Genomic DNA, 4,505 nt, shown 5'->3' with positions numbered 1-4,505 from the left:
TGAATTCGGTGGACGTGGAATCGGAACGTGTTGTGGACATCGGTGTCCCCTAGGTCATGTGGTCGTTGGTGCCCGTGGGCATGTGTGGGGTTAGCGAAGAGAGGTGTTATCGGGAGGCCGGCAGTGCCGCGGAAATCGCAGGTGAGTGAGCCACCACATCGCGGGCCAGGGCGACCGCCTCGTCAAGCCGGATTTCATCGATACCGGTGTCGTGGCCGGACGCATGAAGGTGGCGCACCAGCTCTTCGGTGGCAATGTTGCCGTGGGCCCCGGGAGCGTAGGGGCAACCACCGAACCCACCGAGCGCGCTGTCGAAACGCGTGATTCCCAGACGGTCGATCGCGGTGCTGACAGTTTTCAGCGCTTGGCCATGAGCGTTGTGCAGATGCAATGAATAGGTGAGTTCCGGCTCCGCCTGGATCACGTGGTCCAGAGAACCCATGACCTGCTCGGTCGGCGAGGTGCCCAGCGTGTCGGCCAGGCCGAGGTCGGTGATACCCATGTCCTTGAATGCTCGGACCACCCGCAGCAAATGTGCGGGGTCGATCTCACCTTCGAACGGGCACGTGAAAGCCGTAGAAATCCCGGCGAAGAAATGGATCTGTGGATACTGAGCGACTTCCGCAGCGAGGTCGGCCAGCGCCTCCTTGATACCCTGCCCGGCATTCGCGCTGCTGTGGGCCTGACTGGCCGAGGTGACCACCTGAATGTCGGTGGCACCGGCAGCCACGGCCCGGGCAATTCCGCGACCGTTGAGGGCCAGCGAGGTGTACGTGACGCCGGAGGCCGTCGGCATTCCGGCCAGAACCTCTGCGGCGTCGGCCATTTGCGGGACCTTCTTGGGATTGACGAACGAGGCGACTTCCATTCGGCTCAGCCCCGCGTTCACCAGGGCCTGTCCCACGGCCACCTTGTCTGCGGTGGAGACAATCACGTCCTCATCCTGAAGTCCGTCGCGCAGAAATACATCGGTGATCTGTGCCCGCATGTCAGCGCACCCCCTGCAGCGTGATGTCCGCGATCTGATCCGAGCTCAGGCCGGCGAGATCCTGGAGCACCTGCTCCGTGTGCTCGCCCAGTTCCGGGCCCACCCATTGGACTCGACCCTCGTGACCTGGGATTTTGGGCACTACACCGGGGAATCGGATCATCTCGGGTTCGTCCTCGATCACCACCTCGTGGGTCTGGATCATGTCACGGGCCAGATAGTGCTCATCCTCGGCAATGGCCGGCGCGTCGTAGACCGGCCCCGCCGGAACACCGGCGGCGTCAAGGAGTTCCAGAACCTCGGAGAGCGGGTGGCTTGAGGTCCATGCTGCAATGGCGCCGTTGAGTTCTTCTTCTCTGGCGCCGCGTGCCTGCGTGGTGCGCAGTGTTTCATCGGCGGCAAGATCCCCCCGACCAATGGCGTGCATCAGGCGGACGAACACGGAATTGGAATTGCCTCCGATGACCACTTCGAGGCCGTCCGAGCATGGATAGGAACCGGTCGGGACCACCCCGGGCAGCCGACCCCCGGTACGCTTGCGGACCATGCCGTACGCGTCGTAATCCGGAACCAGCGATTCGAGGAGGCTGAACACGCCTTCGTAGAGGGCGACGTCCACGACCTGCGGACCTGCGGAGCGCACGCCGCGAGCTTTTTGGAGCATGAGCATTAATGCGCCGATGACCCCGTACAGTCCGGCTACCGTGTCACCCATTGAAGCGGCAGCGCGACCGGCGGGGCGGTCGGGCTCACCGGTGATGTACCGCAGGCCGGCAAAGGATTCGGCTGAGCTGCCGAATCCGGCGCGGTTCCGGTACGGGCCGGTCTGACCGTAGCCAGAGATTCGCACCATCACCACGTCCGGGTTGAGATCGGTGAGCACCTCGGGGCCCAATCCCCACTTCTCCAGCGTGCCGGGGCGAAAATTCTCGATAACGACGTCGCACTGGGCAGCTATCTTCTTGGCGGCCTCACGGCCCGTCTCCGAACGCAGGTCCAAAGTCACGGACTTTTTATTGCGGCCCAGGGTCCGGAACAGCATGGACGTACTTCCGCGGGTCTTGCGCCAGTCGCGTAACTCATCGCCCCCGTCGGGGCGCTCGATCTTGATGACTTCTGCGCCGAAATCCCCGAAGAGCCGGGCGGCGAAGGGCGCTGCGATGAAACTCCCGAGTTCTAAGACGCGGATGCCTTCCAGGGGGAGGGAATTGCCCTCCAAATGCAGATTGTCGGTCATGGTGTCTGTGTCCTTGGTCTAGCCTTGGGATACCCCAATATTCTCACTGAGTGGGATATTACTTCTGTTTGGCGGGAAGACCATACCAAGTGATTCAGAACACAACAACCCCCTCGACAACACGTCGAGGGGGTTGGGTGAGAGAGGTGCCAGGGGCAGCTAAGGCGCTGCTTGTTCCAAATCCTGGCTGATGCGTAAGGCCGCGGCGGCCACGTCCTTTCCAAAATCCTGCCCGGGCGATGTGGTGACGCGAGCTAGGGGCATGGCCAGGCAGACAGCGGCGATCAATTGGCCGCGCAGGTTCACGGGCGCGCTCACAGACCCCAGCCCGGGGGTTCGGCGTCCGGAGGATTCCACCCACCCGTGTGCCTCCACCTGCTCCACGGCCTCGGGATCATGGGTTAGCAGGTGGCCGCTCGAACCGGCGGGAAGTGTCAGGCGAGACCCGGGCGGCAGTGATGCGCGCAGCTCCTGGCGGCTGTCCGAACTGAGAACGCATATTCGTTCATCGCCACGGCGGATCCATAACTGGGCACTTTCGGCCGTGGAGTCACGCAACGCCGTCAACACAGGCAGAGCAACTTTCTCCAGCGTTGACTGGACAAAGCGAGAACCAAGGCGGAAGTCTCCGTTCTCGGTGCGGCGCAGAAACCCGTACTCTGCCATGGACAAGGCCAACCGGTGAGCCGTGGACACCGAGAGGCCCGTGCGGCGGGCAATTTCACTCGCGGAAGCGGAGGAATGATTGACCGCATCGAGAATTGCGGCCAAACGTTCCAGGCTCCGATTGCTGTTCGGCGATTCGGGGGATGGCATAGCACCACTCTAGGGGCGCGGTGACTCCTGCTGGTGAGAGAGCAGATCGTGAACGTGACGTGCGGCTGTCAGGCCACTCTCAATGGCGCCGTCGATGAACCCGCCCCAACCCGTGGCGTAATCCGCGCCGGCCAGGTATACCCGACCATCGGGCTGCTGGAGTCCCTCGAAGCACTCCGTGAGGTGCCCGGCATAGTGCATCGGCCAGGTCTCACCCGCGTATTGGTCCTCAACCCAGTTGTGGCCGGTGGCGTCCAGGACTTCCAGCCCCGGAACGAGGTTGTCGAGCATGACTTGGGCCGCAGCGACGTCGTCGTCGAAGTACTCAGTAACGTTATTGCCGAGGTGCGACACTTCCCCGAACGCCAGGCATTCCAGTTCGAAATGGTGTTGGCCTCACGAGGGATGCCAGCCCTGAGGCCGGCAGCAGAGCGTCTGTATTCCGCCTATATCAATCGCATGCAGGGGGCCTTGTCCGCCGCCGGGTATGAGGCGGACGAAGCTGTTGCGAGGCTGGTATTCGCCTCCCTGGATGGGCTCGTGTTCCAGCGGCTGACGGTTGCTACAGAAGAACAAATGCGGTTGGCGCTCCATCAGATGGAACGCTTGCTGCCCCTGGCCCCGCGCCCATAGCCCCACCTTGAGGGGTCCCGGAATTGTGCCCGGTTTGCTGGGCGACCACCCCATCTTCCTTTTCGAGCGCGCTCTCCCCGGCATCTCCGGCCACGCCGACGCCGCCCACCCGCCCATCACCGACCGCCCCACCGGAGTTATCCACAGATTCGCCGAGGCCGATGAATCGCGTTCTCCCAGCGGTTTAGATCGAGGCAGGCGCATGAGGCGCTCAACAGAATCTATGGGGGTAATCGTGAATCGTGAACTTGAGAACACTGCACAAGCTCGCTCGGCCGGACTGGCCCGGGCGGCGGCAGCGGGGGCGGCGGCGCTGATCATGGGTGGGCTCTTGGTGGGCTGCGAAACTTCCTCGGCCGACCAGGAGTCGAGTCCCAGTCAGAGCGCCCCCTCGACCTCGAGCGAGGCGGCCAGCAGCACACCCAGCCCGACGACGCCGCCCACTCGCGTTTCGAACCCGGACCACGACACCTTGGACCCTCGCGGCCCATTGCCCGGATCGACCACGTGGGAGCAGATGACGGAAAACGATCAGTGATTGTGCGCAGGCCCAATGCGCACGGCGTGTGAGACAGTGAACCCGACATTCACCATCGAGCAGGCAGGGATGTGCAATGGGTAGGGCCGCTGATTCCGCGAGGGACTCCACGGGCGCAGCCCTCATCGAGCACCGAAGCCACCGCCTGGCCGACGGGCGGGAGGCCGTGTTTTTCAGCGACAGTGGCACCGCACCCGTGGAGCACGTGGTTGACGACCGCCCGCTGGGCGAGCGCTCGGGTCACGGTCAGGTGCGCTTCGACCGGTTGACGGGGGAGTGGGTCGCGGTGGCCG

6 protein-coding genes and 1 pseudogene are annotated in these 4,505 nt (G+C 63.7%); 3 read left to right on the top strand and 4 right to left on the bottom strand.

Annotated features, from left to right (window positions below; all coding sequences use genetic code 11):
• Nucleotides 1–106: 106 nt before the first annotated feature.
• The 4 genes from Q4E95_RS11265 to Q4E95_RS11250 all read right to left on the bottom strand — a co-directional run bounded on the left by Q4E95_RS11265 (nucleotide 107) and on the right by Q4E95_RS11250 (nucleotide 3,332).
• Nucleotides 107–988, bottom strand: coding sequence for a hydroxymethylglutaryl-CoA lyase (locus tag Q4E95_RS11265; RefSeq protein ID WP_303383396.1), 882 nt, complete (start codon nucleotides 986–988; stop codon nucleotides 107–109).
• 1 nt (nucleotide 989) lies between these two features.
• Complete coding sequence (locus tag Q4E95_RS11260; protein WP_303383395.1) at nucleotides 990–2,225, bottom strand: CaiB/BaiF CoA-transferase family protein; 1,236 nt, start codon at nucleotides 2,223–2,225, stop codon at nucleotides 990–992.
• A gap of 159 nt (nucleotides 2,226–2,384) precedes the next feature.
• Nucleotides 2,385–3,041 (bottom strand): IclR family transcriptional regulator, encoded by a 657-nt coding sequence (locus tag Q4E95_RS11255; RefSeq protein ID WP_303383394.1) that lies wholly within the window; start codon nucleotides 3,039–3,041, stop codon nucleotides 2,385–2,387.
• 9 nt (nucleotides 3,042–3,050) lie between these two features.
• The gene (locus Q4E95_RS11250) at nucleotides 3,051–3,332 is read right to left on the bottom strand and encodes an FAD-dependent oxidoreductase (protein WP_303383393.1); all 282 of its coding nucleotides are present in this window, start codon (nucleotides 3,330–3,332) and stop codon (nucleotides 3,051–3,053) included.
• A 3-nt stretch (nucleotides 3,333–3,335) separates the two neighbouring features.
• Here Q4E95_RS11250 and Q4E95_RS11245 point away from each other — a divergent pair, with 3 nt between their 5' ends.
• The 3 genes and pseudogenes from Q4E95_RS11245 to Q4E95_RS11235 form a co-directional block, all read left to right on the top strand.
• Complete coding sequence (locus Q4E95_RS11245; RefSeq protein ID WP_303383392.1) at nucleotides 3,336–3,674, top strand: hypothetical protein; 339 nt, start codon at nucleotides 3,336–3,338, stop codon at nucleotides 3,672–3,674.
• A 235-nt stretch (nucleotides 3,675–3,909) separates the two neighbouring features.
• On the top strand, nucleotides 3,910–4,212 hold the full coding sequence (locus tag Q4E95_RS11240; RefSeq protein WP_303383391.1) for a hypothetical protein: 303 nt from the start codon (nucleotides 3,910–3,912) through the stop codon (nucleotides 4,210–4,212).
• A gap of 76 nt (nucleotides 4,213–4,288) precedes the next feature.
• Nucleotides 4,289–4,505, top strand: a pseudogene (locus tag Q4E95_RS11235) (galactose-1-phosphate uridylyltransferase); the annotation flags it as partial.

Origin of the sequence: Kocuria sp., assembly GCF_030536815.1 — a bacterium.
Classification (GTDB): domain Bacteria; phylum Actinomycetota; class Actinomycetes; order Actinomycetales; family Micrococcaceae; genus Kocuria; species Kocuria gwangalliensis.
Note: the sequence above shows the minus strand (reverse complement) of the source record. Positions and strands in the feature narration are given on the sequence as shown.

Coding starts and splice junctions, on each gene's coding strand:
- Q4E95_RS11260 (WP_303383395.1), bottom strand. CDS start 2,225: ATGACCGACAATCTGCATTTGGAGGGCAATTCCCTCCCCCTGGAAGGC.
- Q4E95_RS11255 (WP_303383394.1), bottom strand. CDS start 3,041: ATGCCATCCCCCGAATCGCCGAACAGCAATCGGAGCCTGGAACGTTTG.
- Q4E95_RS11250 (WP_303383393.1), bottom strand. CDS start 3,332: ATGCTCGACAACCTCGTTCCGGGGCTGGAAGTCCTGGACGCCACCGGC.
- Q4E95_RS11265 (WP_303383396.1), bottom strand. CDS start 988: ATGCGGGCACAGATCACCGATGTATTTCTGCGCGACGGACTTCAGGAT.